Below are 15276 nucleotides of genomic sequence, written 5' to 3' on the forward strand. Positions count from 1 at the left end.
TATTAGATGATGAAAAAGACAAAGTTTCTCGTATTATTATTGACATTTTCCTTTTCGTTTGCGTGTAAGGATGCAAAGAAATTAGAAAAAGAAATAGACTCAACATCTGAGAATGTTGAACAAACAGCCGACACCAATAAAATTTTAAAAACGAAAGGTGAAGAAATAAAAATCACACCAATTGAACACGCCACAGCAGTAATTGAATGGAAAGATGTTACCATTTACATTGACCCAACAGGTGGATCTACCGCGTTTAAAAATCAGAAAAAACCAGATTTAATTTTAATAACTGATATTCATGGAGACCATTTCAATAAAGAAACATTAGAAGCCATCGATGTTTCTAAAGCTACTTTTATAGTGCCGCAAGCCGTAGCTGATGAAATGCCAGATGAGTTTGCCGGCAAACTAGAAATTCTAGCAAATGAATCAAGTATAGAGTTAAATGGAATTTTAATAGAAGCTGTTCCCATGTACAATTTAAGAGAAGAGGCCAAAAATTTTCATGTAAAAGGTCGTGGCAATGGCTATATAATAACTATTGATGGTCAACGCATCTATTTTTCTGGTGATACTGAAGATATACCAGAAATGCGTTCTTTAAAAAATATTGATAAGGCATTTGTTTGCATGAACCTACCGTATACAATGACTGTTGAAAGTGCAGCTTCTGCAGTTTTAGATTTTAAACCTAAACAGGTATATCCATATCACTACAGAGGCCAACCAGATGTAAGTGATGTTAAAATGTTTAAAAAATTGGTAGATGCAGGTAATCAAGATATTGAAATAGTTCAATTAGATTGGTACCCAAATGAAGATTTCTAAATAACAATTGGTGTAAAAATTTAAAAGCCCGCAATTGCGGGCTTTTAAATTATCTAATAAGTTTCTTATACTTAATTCGTTTTGGCATTAAATCTCCACCAAGTCGATTCTTTTTATTTTCCTCATAATCTGAGAACGAACCTTCAAAGAAATAAACTTCTGAATTTCCTTCAAAAGCTAATATGTGTGTACAAACACGATCTAAGAACCATCTATCATGTGATATTACCACCGCACAACCAGCAAAATTCTCTAAACCTTCTTCTAATGCTCTTAATGTATTTACATCTAAATCGTTAGTAGGCTCATCTAATAATAGTACGTTACCTTCTTCCTTTAATGTCATCGCCAAGTGCAAACGGTTACGTTCACCACCAGACAACATACTTACCTTCTTATTTTGTTCACTACCCGAGAAATTAAATCTACTTAAATAAGCTCTAGAATTCACTTGCCTACCTCCCATCATGATGAGTTCTTGCTCATCACTAAAATTCTGCCAAATCGTTTTCTCTACATCGATATTTGAATGGCTTTGATCCACGTAAGCTATTTTAGCTGTTTCACCAGTTTCAAATTCCCCTTTATCAGGTTTTTCCTCTCCCATTATCATTTTGAAAATGGTCGTCTTACCCGCACCGTTTGGTCCAATAATACCAACAATACCAGCCTGTGGTAATTTAAAATTCAAATTCTCATAAAGCAATTTATCACCAAATGCCTTACTTACACCTTTAGCTTCAATAACATTCGTACCTAAACGAGGCCCGTTTGGAATATATATTTCCAATTTTTCATCAAGCTGTTTTTGGTCTTGGCTCATTAACTTATCATAATTCTTAAGTCTGGCCTTTTGTTTAGTCTGTCTACCCTTTGCTCCTTGACGTACCCATTCTAGCTCACGCTCTAAAGTTTTCTGTCTTTTAGAGGCAGTCTTATTTTCTTGTGCCAATCGTTTAGACTTTTGATCTAACCAAGAAGAGTAGTTCCCTTTCCAAGGTATACCTTCTCCTCTATCTAATTCTAAAATCCATCCAGCTACGTTATCCAAAAAATATCTATCATGTGTTACAGCAATAACAGTTCCCTTGTATTGAGCTAAATGATGTTCTAACCAATGTACAGATTCTGCATCTAAATGGTTAGTTGGCTCATCTAATAATAGAATTTCAGGCTCTTGTAATAACAATCTACATAATGCAACTCTTCTTCTTTCACCACCAGATAATACCGCTATTTTCTTGTCTGGTTCTGGGGTACGAAGCGCATCCATAGCAATTTCTAACTTGGTGTCTAACTCCCAAGCGTTAGCTGCATCAATTTTATCTTGTAATACAGCTTGTTGATCCATCAACTTCTGCATTTTATCGGCATCCTCATAAACTTCGGGAAGACCGAACATATCATTTATCTTATTGTACTCATCTAGAATAGCAACAGTTTCGGCTACCCCTTCCTTTACAATTTCCAAAACTGTTTTGTTCTCATCTAATTCTGGCTCTTGTTCTAAATAGCCAACATTGTAGCCTGGAGAAAAAACTACATCACCTTGAAAATTTTTATCAACCCCTGCAATTATCTTTAATAGGGTAGATTTACCTGAACCGTTCAATCCTAAGATTCCGATTTTGGCACCGTAAAAGAAACTTAAATATATGTTCTTTAAAACGGGTGTATTAGCATTCTTATAGGTTTTCGTAACCCCTGACATGGAGAAGATTACCTTCTTATCGTCTGACATAAAATTATAGTATTAAGTGAAATAAAATTTACTGCTACCAGTAGAATAAAATGTAGTTTGTAAGGCTTGAATAGTTAAACCCTGCCTTTAAGTGCGTTAAATACCCATGCAATTGCAAAGAAACCTACACCTACAGAAGCAAAACCCCATCCGGCAACATCATCATAACGAAAAGCTCCTAAAGCAATTAGAGCAAGGCCCACAAAAATCATAATAAAAGTGGCCCACGCGAGTACTGTGTTCTTGTTCATTTTCGAATCAATTAAAATTTAAGCGAATTTCAAATATCGGAATTTTTAAAACATTTGTCCAATTTTAATACGGCTATTATTCAAAGGGAAACACAATTCCGACCTTATTACGCACAGTATCCATTATTTCAATTAAATCTCTACTATTTTGATGGCTCCATAAATCACTTTCTGTTTTCCCTGCATTTAAGCAATTATGTACTTCTTCAATTTCATATGTATAGCCTTTACCAACCTTACCAAGCTCAACGACACTAGAATCTCCATCGATTTCTAAAGTGTAGCCTGAAGTTTCATGCCACCTTGGATGCACAAAAATTGAACCTTTACTGCCTGCTATCTCTGCCTTCTTTTCTGAATTAGAATTTAGACCACTATATAAAATGGCTTGTGCTTTTTCATAATTAAAAATCATGCTTATTTGCACCTCAACTCCTGTCTTATGAAAATTTGCAGATGCCTTAATATCTTTAGGCATACCTAACATTAAATAGGATAAAAATATTGGATAAATACCTATATCTAATAAAGAACCACCTGCAAGCTCAGGATTCAAAAGTCTACCATTTTCGTCGCGATCTAATGCGAAAAAAGCAAAATCTGCATGTAAATAACCGATATCACCAATAGTACCATTATCTACAAGTTCTTTTACCTTTTTAATGGTGGGATTAAAACGCGTCCATAAGGCTTCCATAAAAAAAACTTTGTTTTCTTTAGCCACCTTAATCATCTCTTCTACCTCACCCTTATTGACTCCCGCTGGTTTTTCACAAAGTACACTTTTACCCGCCTTCATTGCGGCAATACTTAATCTTGCATGAGTGGTATGTGGTGTAGCAATATAAATTACATCGACCATTTTACTGTTAAACAATTCTTCATAACTACCATAAGCATTTGGCGCTCCATACTCAGTAGCAAAAGATTGAGCTTTATCTAAATTTCTAGATGCCACTGCAGTTAATTCACCACCACTTACCAAGGCTAAATCTTTTGAAAAACTATGCGCAATGTTACCTGCCCCTACTATACCCCACTTAATCATACTTTTTGTTTTTGTTGCATGAACACCAAAATTAACTCCTTATCTTTATCCGAAGAAAAGAAAATAGAAGGAATGGATTTGAAATTCAATCAAAACGAAGATAGGAATAAGTTATTATTATCAGACCTTAGACGCAAACTTACTGAGGTTCATTTGGGTGGTGGTAAAGCAAAAATTGCTAAGCAGCATGACCAAGAAAAAATGACAGCAAGAGAACGTATTGATTATCTTTTAGATTCAAATTTGAACCGCATTGAAATAGGGGCATTTGTAGGTGAAGGCATGTATGAAGAGCATGGTGGATGCCCATCAGGAGGTGTTGTTATAAAAATCGGCTACGTAAAAGGCAAACAATGTATTGTTGTAGCCAATGATGCAACTGTTAAAGCCGGAGCATGGTTTCCTATCACTGCAAAGAAAAATTTAAGAGCCCAAGAAATTGCTATTGAAAACAAATTACCGATAATCTATTTAGTAGATAGTGCAGGGGTTTATTTACCATTACAGGATGAGATTTTTCCAGATAAAGAACATTTCGGAAGAATTTTCAGAAACAATGCAATTATGAGCAGTATGGGAATCACCCAGATATCTGCTGTAATGGGTAGTTGTGTCGCTGGTGGTGCCTATCTACCTATAATGAGTGATGAGGCCTTAATTGTTGATAAAACTGGAAGTATATTTTTAGCGGGAAGCTATTTGGTAAAGGCTGCTATTGGCGAGAGTATTGATAATGAAACCTTAGGTGGCGCAACCACGCATTGTGAAATAAGTGGTGTTACCGATTACAAAGCAAAAGATGATGCAGCCGCATTAGATACTATTAAGAATATCATGGATAAGATTGGTGACTTCCCAAAGGCGGGATTTAATCGTAAAAAAACAATTAAGCCTAAGGAAAATCCGGATGATATTTATGGTATTCTACCAAGTTCTAGGTCAGAACAATACGATATGATGGAAATCATTAAACGATTAGTTGATGATTCTGATTTCGAAGAATATAAGGCAGGTTACGGACAAACAATTCTTACGGGATATGCTCGTATAGATGGTTGGGCAGTAGGTATTGTAGCTAATCAAAGAAAAGTTGTAAAGACTGCGAAAGGTGAAATGCAGTTCGGTGGGGTAATCTATTCAGATTCTGCAGATAAGGCCACACGATTTATTGCGAATTGCAACCAAAAGAAAATTCCATTAGTGTTTTTACAAGATGTTACCGGCTTTATGGTAGGTAGCAAAAGTGAACATGGCGGCATTATTAAAGATGGTGCTAAAATGGTAAATGCAGTAAGTAATTCTGTAGTACCAAAATTCACTATTGTAATTGGCAATAGCTACGGCGCAGGTAATTATGCCATGTGTGGCAAGGCTTACGACCCAAGGCTTATTGTTGCGTGGCCAAGCGCAGAACTTGCAGTAATGAGTGGTAATTCTGCCGCAAAAGTTCTATTACAGATTGAAAAAGCTTCCTTGAAAAAGAAAGGTGAAACAATTACAGAGAAAAAGGAAAAGGAAATGTTCGATAAGATAAAGCAACGATACGACAACCAAGTATCTCCCTATTATGCAGCTTCTCGCCTATGGACAGATGCCATTATAGATCCCAAAGATACCCGTAAATGGATTTCAATGGGTATAGAGGCCGCTGACCATGCGCCTATTGAAAAACAATTTAATATGGGAATTTTACAGGTTTAAGTTTACAAATCATTCCAATAGATGTATCGCATTAAAGAACTTTACGTGAAAAATTTAGAAGTAGTTGTATATATTTTTTCTTAAACATATAACTACTTTTTTTTAATACATAAAAAGACAACCTATCTATTACTAAAGTTACTTCTTGCTACAATAGACAACAATTCTCTATTGACATTTTTCTCAGACATTTCTGTTACTTCTATTACTTCTTTCTGAGAAGGTTTTCCGTAATTATAATAAATAGTAGTTTTTAGATACGTAGGGTCATAACCTTTATTACCTAAGTATTTTAGATTAATTTTCCATACCCCTTCTTGCGTTTCATCAATTAAAAATTGTTTACTTGAATAACCTTTTATCTTTTCATCATAAATTCTTTTAGGTTCATTTTCAAGGGTATGACTCCAAACAAAATAGCGGCTTTCTGGATTAACAAATTGTAGGTCAAATTCTGCCTCACTATTATTCCATTCAAAAAGAACTCGAATTCCCCCAACATCTCCATCAACTCTGTCACTTTCAGAAATAGCTAATTGATCAGGTCTTAATGCCATCAAATTTATGGTTTCAGTTTCCATAATGGCATCTATACCATCCTCTATAGCTGCAATTGAATCCATTTTTCTAAAACTCTTATACCTCGCATAAATACCTAAGCCTTTCTTATACTGTTGATTTACAACATACATATTGGCTAAATCTCGATAAGATTGAGCATATCTAGGTCTTTTTATGAAAATTTTCTTGTATAGAGAAAGGACTTCTTCAATCCTTTTTTGATCTTCCAAAAGGTATGCAAGTCCCTTTAGGGCATCAGGATTATCTTCAAATTCATCTTTAAATTCAGATTCAATTTTAAAAGTAAAAGGATTATTCGCTCTCTTTTCATAAAAGTGTTTCAACGAGGCCAGAAAAAAATATGGAGAACTACCATAAATTATTTTCTGTTTTTGAAATACATTATATGCAGCCTCATCTGAGTCGGCTTTCTCCATGTTAATAATATAAATAGGCGCCGCTCGTACTAATACACTTGTGGCCATTGATTTGTCAAATTTATTATTTCGAAGTTTTGCTTGGTCATAAGGTTTATTTGACCCTTCTTCTCTTTTAATAAATTTACCCTTAGTATTTATGATTATAACACCGCCACTTGCAATATTACCATATCTAATAGCTCCTTTAAGACCAAGAATAATAGCGATTCTATCAATACTGTTTAAATCTAGAAAATCTGGGGAAGATGTGAAAATTATCCCATCCACTTCAAAAATTGGTGGTTTCGGATTCTCTAATGAACCTCCCCCTCGAAGTAAAACGGTATTACCTTCTCCTCGTCTTAAACCGGGAAGAATTCCAATTAAAGCATCAACAAGATAAACTGCTCCTCCATTTAAACTAGCACCATCTACAAAGTTCATTTCATAACCAGCATTTTCTGCATCAATAAAACCATATGCAGTTTGTATAATACTTTTCTTTGTAGCATAGTCAATTGCCATAGCTTCTTGACCTTTCTTTTTTCTTTGCTCTACAGTTACCTCATCTAGCTCTTGTACCATGGGTAACATATCAATATTCAGCACTTTAGTTACATCTTCCACAATTATCTCAACCGTTTTCATCCCTACATAACTAAAAACCAAAATATCACGTGGACTAGCATTTATTTGATATTTTCCACTATTATCGGTTTGTATACCCGAAGATGAACCTTTTAGCGAAATATTGACATTAGGTAATGGTGCGTCGTATGAAGTAACTACACCCTTTATACTATTTGAATTCTCTTGAGATAAGCAAATTAAACTGCTGAAAAGTAATAAGTAAGCTAAAATGGACTTCATAGATTGTTTTTGTAATAAATATATTACAAAAAATCACGAAAGCACCACTACATCTTATAAGAAATAAAGAAGTTAAGAATAAAAATCGCTTCGAAAATTATTTTGAAAGAATGTGTTTTCCCTTAATTTCAATTTTAAAAAGTTCTTGGTTTACATAATTCTAATACCTAACATTAATTAAACTTGTTTTTTAAAAGTAATAGGTGTAATAATATTAATAGGTAAATGTGAATTTTTCAATTAAGTCCCAAGATCCTTTTTTTGGTTGGTAGAATTGAATATTATTGTCTTTAATAATTCCAATTGTTCCTATACCAAAAGGTACAATCCCTTCATTTTTTGGAACGGTAAAGTCTAAATCTGGTTGTATATCCCAATGACCGTTTTTTAATTGATAAAATTGAATCTTATTACCATTAATAAAACCAACTGTGCCAGTGCCAGCCGAAATAATCCCATCATTTTTATGAACCGTAAGGTTTGAATCTTGAATAATTTTCCAAATGTTATTTTTTGATTGATAAAATTGAATCTTGTTACCATTAATAACACCAATTATTCCTATACCTGCCGAAAAAATCCCCTCGTTATTTGGAATTGAAAAATCTAAATCAGGTAATAATTTCCAACTCCCTTCATTTAATTTATAAAATCTAATCTTATTTCTATTGATAACCCCAATTGTTCCTCTTTCTGTAGAAATGATTCCATTGTTTGAGGGAATTTTAAAATTTGAAATTTGGCCAATTCTCCAATTACCGTTACTGTATATATAAAACTTAATTATTTTACCTTCTATTACTCCTAAAACATCTGAACCAACAATTATATAATTTTTTACAGCATTTTTATTTTCTTGATTCTGAAGACTTACATCTATACTTTTCCAATCATTACAGCTCAAGACAACTAATATCAACACTGAAAATGTTAGGTTTTTCATGATTAGAATCTTTACTTTGATAAATTTATGGTGCTGGGCATTTTTTATTCAAACCTACTAATCTACATTTATGTTTATCAGGTTCTTCTTTTCATTAAATTTAGTGAAATGGACAAAAACCTGTTCTTTACTTTGTAACGAACTTCCATAATCTTTATAAATGGTAGTTTTTAAGACCAAAGGGAGGGTGTTATTTGATTTGAAATCTTGGAGTGATAAAGCATTAACTATCCATTTTCCATTAACGTTATCTCCACTAAACTCAAACTCCTCTAAACTATATTCGTTTTCAATTTCATCTTTTATTCGTTCTTTATTATCGTCATTGGTATGCTTCCAATTATAATATCGATTTTGAGGGTTTACAAATTGCAGCTCAAATTCAGCACCAGGATGGTTCCATTCAAAAACTAACCGTACTTTATACGTTACGTTATTCTGGTATTTAGTCGCTATATCCATTCCATGCAAATTATCTTTACTTGTGAAAACTAGATTTCTGACCTCCCTATTCAGCGTTTTGTAAATTCCAGAAGTGTTTATCCCATAGTTAGAATTCCCATTCAAAAGCTCTAAAAGGGCAGTCAATGATTCTTTAGGTTTATTTTGGTTTTTAAGTAATAAGGCTTGGTTTAAATGAGTATTCACAACTTTAGGATTTATGCTTATTATCTCATTGTTTATTATTGATGCCAAATTATAATCTTCAATACTTGTATACGCTAAGGACAAGAGCTTCAAAACATCAATGTTTTTAGGATCACTCTCCCATAAATTAGAAATTACACATGACGCCATATTTTTATCCTTACTCTTGAAATAGGAAAAAGCATCCAAATAAAGCATGTTATTTTCAGGATTAATATCTTTTAACGTTTGATAAACTTCATATGCATCTTCCAAACTTTTACTTTTTTCAAAAGCTTTTAAATATGAAGAAACCGGACCTGTCAATTCGGTGTTTTCATCATATATATTGTTCTTTAAACGAGCCTTATCAACTCTGATACTTTTTTGCGAACTTGTTGCACCCCCAGTCTTCGTGGTTATCAAAATAACCCCATTAGCACCTGCACTTCCCCATTGATTTGTAGCCGCCAATCCTTTTAAGACCGTTACTTTTTTAATATTCCCTGGATCTATGAAATTAAAATTAGCGATATTTCGTTCATACATTACCGTACTTAAATCTAATTCACTACCACTTCTATTAATAGGGATCCCATCAACAACCACTAAGGCATTAGCATTCATGTTGATTGAATTTCGCCCTCTAATCTCGGTCTGTGCAATTCCTCCCTCTACACCTGATGAATTTTTTGTTGAAACATCTACCCCCGAGACTTTGTTTCTCACTACATCACCGGGAGTTGTTTCGATGGCAGTTATTTCATCTGTTTCTATTGTAGCAATTTCATACCCCAATTGATCTTTAGTATACGTTGAATACCCATTATTAAGCCTTTCTTGCTGCTGTCTTTCTTCAACAACTGTTACCTCGTCTAGAGAAATGATATCGGATTCAAGGAATACTTTCATATATGACAAAAACTCCACTGGAATCAGTTTTAATGTTCTATTATTTCGGTTGGTTATAAGCAAAGTGTCACCTACTTCGGCCAATACCGAGAAAATTCCATCAGCATCTGTTGTAAAGCTTTCTGACTTTCCCTTAACAGTTACTATAGTATTCGAAGATGGTTTATTATTAATAAAAACAGTTCCTTTTAATTTACCTAGTTTATTCTGATCAACAGAGGTTGAATCATGTTTAACCGTATCGTTCAAAGTCGGCATTATATCTATGAGACGACTACTATTAAGTAAAGCCGCACGTTCTAAGAATTGAACATCCCTTTCGACACTATTATTTACAATAATACTTTTAGGAGGTAAAAGAATCATATCATTTTCAGTTAAACGTTTACCATCCGTAAAAACAAAAACGTCCTTATATTTGATTTTTTCTTTTAAATCTGAAAATACCGTAGCCCCATCGTATTTTACATTTAATAATTCTAAACGAATGTCATCCCATCCTCCTTTCAAAACAGTAAAGCTTTTCTCCCTAACTTCAATATCAAACAATAACAGTTGTACCTCAATTTTTTTAGATTTATTAAAGTAGTTCTCCAAAACTGAAAAATCCTTTTTTAAATCACGATCTTCCATTGAGGAAGATTTATCCCAGCAGATAGTTACTTTGCTTACAATATCTTGTGACCAACTTGCTAAAGTAAATGAAAGAAGAGTAAAAAATATTAATGATTTCATAGCTATACAGTGTTTTTACTAAAAATATACAATAAATTCCTACAAAAAAATTCGAATCTTAATGTTTTCAAAAAACCAATCTATACAAAAAATAGACTTTTAACGTATAGAACTTCGACTTAAAAGGATTCCTTTTACTTAATTCCCCTGATGCCCTTTAACCCTTGGTATTAACAATAGTTCAGTTTGACGCCCATTTACATATCTAAAGCCATTTTCTCCATAAAAACCAGCCTCTTCGAGCATAATACGAATATCTCTATTCCATTCAGGTACATTGACAGTGGTATTCAATTCAATAGCATAAACCGTATTCGGGTTTAAAGTATACTTCTCACCATCGTCACGCATAACGCCACCTTGAGAATCCCACATGCCAATGGTCGTACCCGCAGAATGCCCATACATACCTAATGGATGCGTATAAATTGATGGTTTAAAACCCGCAGCTTTAGCCTCAGTTAAGGACTTTGCCAAAATATCATTTCCGCTCTTGCCCTTTATCATATTGGACGTTAAAAAATCTTGCACGCTGTTACCGTCTTTAAGTCCGTTAACCAAAAAATCAGGTGCTGAAGTTTCCTCAGGTTTTAAAACATAAGCTAGTTCTTGACAGTCTGTATTTAGACGTAAATAAGTGATTCCGAAATCGCAATGCACTAAGTCACCAGGCAGAATTACCATGTCTTCTGGTTTATCAGCAAAGGAGTAGAATTTGCTAGCGTTAACATTTTCACTTCTCTGTACATCAACAGTGGGGTGAAACCAAGTATCTAACCCTAAATCGGTTACTTTTTGGCGCATCCACCATACAACATCTGATGTTCTAGTAACGCCAGGAGTAATTACTTTTTCAGAAAAAGCTTCTGCAATAATATCATGAGTAATATCTACTAGTTGGTCATAGATAACCATTTCACGTTCTGATCTAGTCTCAATCCATCGAACAGCAAGTTGCTGTGCAGATACTACTTTTGAGGTATACTTTTTCGGAAGATTCTCCATGAATTCCTCATAATCAGTTTTTACCAAGCCATCAGCAATATTGTGATCTTTAGAAAAATTAAGTCCAATTTTATTCGGATTTCTTTCAGATATCAATTGCATTAACCGCGTCCACTGATTCGGTTCTTTTTCTTTATCCCAAGCTGACACAATATTTTTACCGACATTGTAACGAGCAACGGCAAGTTTCTCTATGGTGTTTTTTTCCTTATTTCTATAAAACAAAAGAATTGTTCGTCTTCTCGCATTTAGCCATGTAGCAGGTAACATTGTCTTAATAACAGGGTCTTCATTATACTCCCTTGAAATTACCACCCACATATCTAACCCAGATGTATCCATTAATTCTGGCAATAGGTTATTGAAACGGTCATCTAAAATTTCATCGATTACTATAGCACGTTCTTTTTCTGATAGAATTTGCTGCGCATGTGTTTTGCTAATAAATAGAAGGCATACTAAAAAGAATAGTTTTCTCATGTGGTTTTAGTTTTTTTAGGAGATTGAAAGTAATAGAATTTAATAAGCCTTCAAAATTTGTTCAAGGGTTTTAGAACGCTGTATTTTTCCACTGTCGGTACGCTGAAATTTCATGGAATTCAAAACCATTTTAGGTTTCTCGTACTTTTGAAGCTCATGAATAGTATTTACTATTTTCAAAAAGTCCTCTTTAGCATTTCCCTCAATTACCAGAACAACCTTTTGCCCTAAAACTTCATCATCAATGCCAGCTATAAAAAATGGGTCATTTATAAAGTTGGATAATATTTTTTCGATGTTTTCAGGATGTACTTTTATCCCACCGGAATTTATAACATTATCATACCGACCCAACCATCTAAATTCATTTGCAGATACGAGCTCAATCACATCATTGGTTGTTATTGTTTCATCAGATATTTTTGGCGCATTTATCACCAAACAATCTCTTTTGTCTATTGATATTTCAACATCTGGTAAAATTTTGAAACCTAGATCCGTAGCAACAATTGAACTAAGTATTTGATTAAGTGGTTTTACTGCAATATGAGTAATAGTCTCGGTCATACCATAAGTTTCAAAACTATTATTTTCGATTATACGCAGCTCATCACGAAGCGTATTGGAAATGGGAGCTCCACCTATAATTAAAGTTTTTACTTGATGTAAAAATGGCAATGAGTTCGAAACCTGAAGAGGCACCATAGCACCAAAATCAAATGCTCTATCTATACCATTCAATGGAGTTGAATTTGGCGGAACTATATAAAGGTCAAGACCTAACGCCATAGCCCTAACCAGCATCATCTTACCTGCTATGTATGTTGCAGGCAAACAAAGTAATGCAGAATCTCTAGAAGAAATATTAAAATAGCTCCCTGTTGCCAGTGCGCTATTCATCATCTGCTCTTTTTTAAGTGTAATCGCTTTCGGAGAACCTGTCGACCCAGAAGAGTGTACCGTAATTATTGGCGAATCATCAATCCAATCTAAAATGAATTCCCCTATATGTATTTCAAACTCCTCACCTTCTTTAATAAAACTGTAACTAAGTTCTGTTAAATCGTTTAAGGAATAGTTTCGACCTTCAATAGAAAAATTTGGATGTAGATTTATATTATACAACTTCCTCTTTTTGAGTAGCTAAAAACTCTTCTTCACTCAGCACTTTTCCGGTTAGTTTTTCTTTCCAATTAGTCCAACCATATTTTTTTGAAAATAGATATAAAAGAATTGGGAATACCACCAGTACAGGCACAAGTACATCCCAACCTAAAACTGGGTCTGAAATATCTCTATACAAAGAATCTGTTTGAAAGGCTGTCCAATCTGCAGTAACCAATAATGCTGCTGTTAAATTGTTGGCTGCATGAAAGCCTAAGGCCAATTCTAAACCATCATCCATCAACGTTATTATACCCAAAAAGAATCCTGTTCCTATGTAAAATATTAAAATGCCATATCCAAGTTTCTGGACTTCCGGATTGAATATGTGGAGCAAACCAAAGAGTAATGAAGTGAAAACTAAAGGAAACCATCTATTTCTAGTCATAACACCTAAACCTTGCATCATATAACCTCTCATAAAATACTCTTCCATACTGGTTTGTAGCGGAATCATTAGAATAGCCACTACCGCAAGAGTCAAAAACGGGACAAGATTAAAATTAAACTCATAATCTTCTGGTGATAAATAGATGTCCAGAAAAATAAATATTACAGAAATCAATGCCCAAAGAAAGAATGAAAAAGAAACCCGTTTCCAATCTACTTTGACCCTAGCTGTTGTTAACGCGGTTAAAGATTGCTTGTGTAGAAATTTAGCAAAAACAAATATGGAAATAAGCGCGATTACAAAGGTTAAAAGCATAAAAAACAAAAAGGTATTGGAACCCAAAACATCTGACATTGCTCCTATATCACCACTCATCATAGCGGACATGCCGCCATCATTTAAAGCTAAAGCAGCCAATAAAGGTATTGCGGCCAAAACTTGCCAAACAATCAATACACCAAATATTCCTATAATATATCGCCAACTATCACTAAGACCTTTATACGCCTGTTCTATATACATAAACTTTCAATTAAATTATTTTCCCAATTTTTTGACTTATTATAAAACAAGCCACCTTTTGCCACTTCTAATGGACTTTCAATATTATTTGTAAACAACGAACCAGTTCCCAAACCTTGAGGCATTTTATTACCTAAGGTAGCCGTCCATTGTGCTATGGCATTCAATCCTATGTTGCTTTCTAATGCGCTGGTAACCCACCAACCTATTCCGTTGGTATCCGCCAAATCAATCCACTGCTTACTCCCTGCAAAGCCACCTACCAAGCTTGGCTTCAAGATAACATATTGTGGTTGTATAGTTTGTAGCAACTCTTTCTTTTTCGTTACATCAACTACACCAATTAGTTCCTCATCAAGAGCAATTGGCAAAGGTGTATTTCGGCATAGCTTATACATTTCTGTCGTTTGACCCGCTTTAATAGGCTGTTCAATAGAATGTAAATCTAACTTTGAAAGTCGTTCTAATTTACCCAAAGCTTCCTCTGGTGAGAAAGCACCATTAGCATCAACCCGCAATTCAATTTCATTCTTTGAATACCGTTTACGAATCGATTTTAGCAGTTCAATTTCGGTATCAAAATCAATAGCACCTATTTTCATTTTAATACAAGAGAAACCATATTTAAGCTTATCTTCTATTTGACGGTGCATAAACTCCTGATCACCCATCCACACCAAACCATTAATTGAAATCGGTTGTTGTTCTTTTAAAAATGAAGACTCAAAAAGCTCGAAAGGATGTTGAGAGCGAAGTGATAAAAATGCCTGTTCTACCCCGAATTGAATACTAGGAAAATCAGTTAATTGCTTCAGTAATTCATATTCTCCTAGACCTATGTGTTCAGCAACCCATGAACACTTCTCTTCATAATCGGGAACATCATCATAACTTAGTCCTCTAAAAAGTCCGCATTCACCAATTCCCCACTTTCCTTCATCCTCTAAAATAAGAAACCAAGTTTCTTTGGTTCGCAGAATTCCTCTTGACGTTCCACTAGGGTTTTTAAAATTGAGTATATACTTTTTAAAAGTTGCTTTCATATAATCGTTCAAATTTAGCTATATTTTCACTT

Annotated in this window: 12 protein-coding genes; 2 read left to right on the top strand and 10 right to left on the bottom strand. The window is 34.2% G+C overall.

Annotation, left to right across the window (positions count from 1 at the left end; all coding sequences use genetic code 11):
- The first annotated feature begins 9 nt into the window (after window positions 1-9).
- On the top strand, window positions 10-831 hold the full coding sequence (locus B5X55_RS07790; protein WP_079512058.1) for an MBL fold metallo-hydrolase: 822 nt from the start codon (window positions 10-12) through the stop codon (window positions 829-831).
- A 49-nt stretch (window positions 832-880) separates the two neighbouring features.
- On the opposite strand, the gene ettA is transcribed toward B5X55_RS07790, so the two are convergent.
- The 3 genes from ettA to B5X55_RS07800 all read right to left on the bottom strand — a co-directional run bounded on the left by ettA (window position 881) and on the right by B5X55_RS07800 (window position 3871).
- Window positions 881-2572 carry an energy-dependent translational throttle protein EttA gene (ettA, locus tag B5X55_RS07795; protein WP_079512059.1) on the bottom strand — a complete coding sequence of 564 codons (1692 nt, stop codon included), beginning with the start codon at window positions 2570-2572 and terminating at the stop codon, window positions 881-883.
- Window positions 2573-2646: 74 nt separating this feature from the next.
- On the bottom strand, window positions 2647-2823 hold the full coding sequence (locus B5X55_RS18865) for a CAL67264 family membrane protein (protein ID WP_200811599.1): 177 nt from the start codon (window positions 2821-2823) through the stop codon (window positions 2647-2649).
- Between the two features lie 76 nt (window positions 2824-2899).
- Window positions 2900-3871, bottom strand: coding sequence for a Gfo/Idh/MocA family protein (locus B5X55_RS07800; protein WP_079512060.1), 972 nt, complete (start codon window positions 3869-3871; stop codon window positions 2900-2902).
- A 72-nt stretch (window positions 3872-3943) separates the two neighbouring features.
- Here B5X55_RS07800 and B5X55_RS07805 point away from each other — a divergent pair, with 72 nt between their 5' ends.
- Window positions 3944-5572, top strand: a complete 1629-nt coding sequence (locus B5X55_RS07805) for an acyl-CoA carboxylase subunit beta (RefSeq protein ID WP_079512254.1) — start codon at window positions 3944-3946, stop codon at window positions 5570-5572.
- Between the two features lie 122 nt (window positions 5573-5694).
- Here the strand turns inward: B5X55_RS07805 and B5X55_RS07810 are convergent, their stop codons facing one another.
- The 7 genes from B5X55_RS07810 to B5X55_RS07840 all read right to left on the bottom strand — a co-directional run bounded on the left by B5X55_RS07810 (window position 5695) and on the right by B5X55_RS07840 (window position 15244).
- Entirely contained in the window at window positions 5695-7422 is a 1728-nt protein-coding gene (locus B5X55_RS07810) for a carboxypeptidase-like regulatory domain-containing protein (protein WP_079512061.1), read from the bottom strand.
- A 214-nt stretch (window positions 7423-7636) separates the two neighbouring features.
- Window positions 7637-8365, bottom strand: a complete 729-nt coding sequence (locus B5X55_RS07815) for a hypothetical protein (protein ID WP_079512062.1) — start codon at window positions 8363-8365, stop codon at window positions 7637-7639.
- A 57-nt stretch (window positions 8366-8422) separates the two neighbouring features.
- On the bottom strand, window positions 8423-10639 hold the full coding sequence (locus B5X55_RS07820) for a tetratricopeptide repeat protein (RefSeq protein WP_079512063.1): 2217 nt from the start codon (window positions 10637-10639) through the stop codon (window positions 8423-8425).
- A 138-nt stretch (window positions 10640-10777) separates the two neighbouring features.
- The gene (locus tag B5X55_RS07825; RefSeq protein ID WP_079512064.1) at window positions 10778-12124 is read right to left on the bottom strand and encodes a M24 family metallopeptidase; all 1347 of its coding nucleotides are present in this window, start codon (window positions 12122-12124) and stop codon (window positions 10778-10780) included.
- A 39-nt stretch (window positions 12125-12163) separates the two neighbouring features.
- Window positions 12164-13249 (bottom strand): AMP-binding protein, encoded by a 1086-nt coding sequence (locus B5X55_RS07830; RefSeq protein WP_079512065.1) that lies wholly within the window; start codon window positions 13247-13249, stop codon window positions 12164-12166.
- A complete protein-coding gene (locus B5X55_RS07835; protein WP_079512066.1) occupies window positions 13242-14201 on the bottom strand; it encodes a CPBP family intramembrane glutamic endopeptidase in 960 nt (319 codons plus the stop codon). The genes B5X55_RS07830 and B5X55_RS07835 overlap by 8 nt, the downstream gene beginning before the upstream one ends.
- Window positions 14192-15244, bottom strand: coding sequence for an o-succinylbenzoate synthase (locus B5X55_RS07840; protein WP_079512067.1), 1053 nt, complete (start codon window positions 15242-15244; stop codon window positions 14192-14194). The genes B5X55_RS07835 and B5X55_RS07840 overlap by 10 nt, the downstream gene beginning before the upstream one ends.
- Window positions 15245-15276 lie beyond the last annotated feature (32 nt).

This window comes from Maribacter arcticus (assembly GCF_900167935.1).
Taxonomy (GTDB): Bacteria; Bacteroidota; Bacteroidia; order Flavobacteriales; family Flavobacteriaceae; genus Maribacter; species Maribacter arcticus.

Coding starts and splice junctions, on each gene's coding strand:
- B5X55_RS07835 (WP_079512066.1), bottom strand. CDS start 14,201: ATGTATATAGAACAGGCGTATAAAGGTCTTAGTGATAGTTGGCGATAT.
- B5X55_RS07815 (WP_079512062.1), bottom strand. CDS start 8,365: ATGAAAAACCTAACATTTTCAGTGTTGATATTAGTTGTCTTGAGCTGT.
- B5X55_RS07790 (WP_079512058.1), top strand. CDS start 10: ATGAAAAAGACAAAGTTTCTCGTATTATTATTGACATTTTCCTTTTCG.
- B5X55_RS07810 (WP_079512061.1), bottom strand. CDS start 7,422: ATGAAGTCCATTTTAGCTTACTTATTACTTTTCAGCAGTTTAATTTGC.
- B5X55_RS18865 (WP_200811599.1), bottom strand. CDS start 2,823: ATGAACAAGAACACAGTACTCGCGTGGGCCACTTTTATTATGATTTTT.
- B5X55_RS07825 (WP_079512064.1), bottom strand. CDS start 12,124: ATGAGAAAACTATTCTTTTTAGTATGCCTTCTATTTATTAGCAAAACA.
- B5X55_RS07805 (WP_079512254.1), top strand. CDS start 3,944: ATGGATTTGAAATTCAATCAAAACGAAGATAGGAATAAGTTATTATTA.
- B5X55_RS07820 (WP_079512063.1), bottom strand. CDS start 10,639: ATGAAATCATTAATATTTTTTACTCTTCTTTCATTTACTTTAGCAAGT.
- B5X55_RS07840 (WP_079512067.1), bottom strand. CDS start 15,244: ATGAAAGCAACTTTTAAAAAGTATATACTCAATTTTAAAAACCCTAGT.
- B5X55_RS07800 (WP_079512060.1), bottom strand. CDS start 3,871: ATGATTAAGTGGGGTATAGTAGGGGCAGGTAACATTGCGCATAGTTTT.
- ettA (WP_079512059.1), bottom strand. CDS start 2,572: ATGTCAGACGATAAGAAGGTAATCTTCTCCATGTCAGGGGTTACGAAA.